This window comes from Neobacillus mesonae, from assembly GCF_023715155.1.
Classification (GTDB): Bacteria; Bacillota; Bacilli; order Bacillales; family Cytobacillaceae; genus Neobacillus; species Neobacillus mesonae_A.
This window is the reverse complement of the sequence record NZ_JAMBNQ010000082.1, coordinates 1-1,515: the sequence shown is the minus strand read 5'-3', so window position 1 is coordinate 1,515 and position 1,515 is coordinate 1. Positions and strand designations below refer to the sequence as shown.

1 protein-coding gene is annotated in these 1,515 nt (G+C 34.7%); it reads right to left on the bottom strand.

Translation table 11 applies throughout. The features are described from left to right. Positions 1 to 121: 121 nt before the first annotated feature. Positions 122 to 1,515 (bottom strand): IS4 family transposase (locus tag M3183_RS26465; RefSeq protein ID WP_251475033.1); only part of this gene is annotated, 1,394 nt, incomplete at its 5' end.

Genomic DNA, 1,515 nt, shown 5'->3' with positions numbered 1-1,515 from the left:
CACTGGCCTTGCACGTAAGTAATCGATTTGAAAATATTCAATAATTTTACATTTGGGTTTGGTCTTCAAAAGAAAAAAAGGGAAAAAGGTTCTAAATTGACCTGTTCCCTTTTTTTTCCTTTTAATAATTACCTAGTTTTTGTTCATTTTTTCTCAATTGTTTTTTAACCTGTTTTTTCTTAACTTCCTTCACCATAGCTACGTTTCCAAATAATAGGTTTTTCTTATCTATCGGAATAGGCACTTTTTGTCTTCCTTTAGACTTTTTCTTTTTTCTCTTAAATTCCTTTAAAAAAGTGCTTACTGATTTATAGAGATAGGTTTGTAAGACTCGAAAGAATCTCCATTGTGTCGTTGTGATACCCGTTTGGAGTTTAACTATCAGAGAAAGCCCAAAAGCGATCAAAGCCAGGAACATCTGATTCCAAATGCCTTGCGGCTTTGTACTCCATATCTTCGTCATTCTCAAATGTTGCTTAATCCATTTAAAGAAGAGTTCAATAATCCAACGATTCCGGTATATCTCCATAATCTGCTGGTCGGTTAAGTCAAATCTAGTTGTAAGAATTCTAAAGGTTATCTTTTTCTCATCAATAAATTCAATATACCTAACAGGTTCTTTTGATATTCCGAACAATACCTTGGCATCGTGAATAACAGAAGGATGAGTTGGTTGATATTCCTCTAATGAATATAAGCGAAGGCTCTTTGTAATACGAACAACAAAGGATATTTTCTTCTTTTGCCAATCCATTAAATTATTCCTTGAGGGATAACCTCTATCCATTACATAAGTTGCGTCTGTCTCTTCTATTAGTACTTCTGAACTTTCAAAATCACTTACAGTGCCAATTGATGGAACAATCTTTTCTGGATAAGCAGTATCTGGTGAAGCGACAACTAAACGGGTATGCATCTTTACAGCATTATGTCCTTTTGATATAAAAGCCCAATCACATAATTGTTCAGGAAGTCTAATTTCAGTAGAGTCTACAATCTTTAGTTTTCCGATTCCGTTAGGAATCCCTTGGTTGCCCCGTGTAAGTTGTTGGATTCTACTGACCACTTTCTCAAACAGCTTTTTTACCCATTCTGTTGGGAGATCGTTGATTCTTCGGCTTAACTGAGACCCACTAATATCTTTAATTCCAATTTCTTCACATAGTTTTGGGTAAGCTCTTAGTTTTTCTTCCATGTGAGCATATGAACTCCATTGATCCAACTGAGCCGCTACAAAAATTTTTAATAGAGACTTCGTAGTAAGTTTATACTTGCCGTAATCTATAAGCGGACAATCAAAGTCCTCAGTTGGAAGTAGCGATAGACATTGACTAATGAGCAATTCTCGGCCTATAATTTTATTGTTCAAAGTGAAAAACTCCTTTGTAGAAGACTTGTTTGTTAAAGGGAACAAAACAAGGTCAACAACTTCTACAATAGGAGTTTTTTTATTGTGTGTAAATACTATTTTTTGAAAATATGGGAATATTTTAATGGCGTGCAACGCTAGTGGGT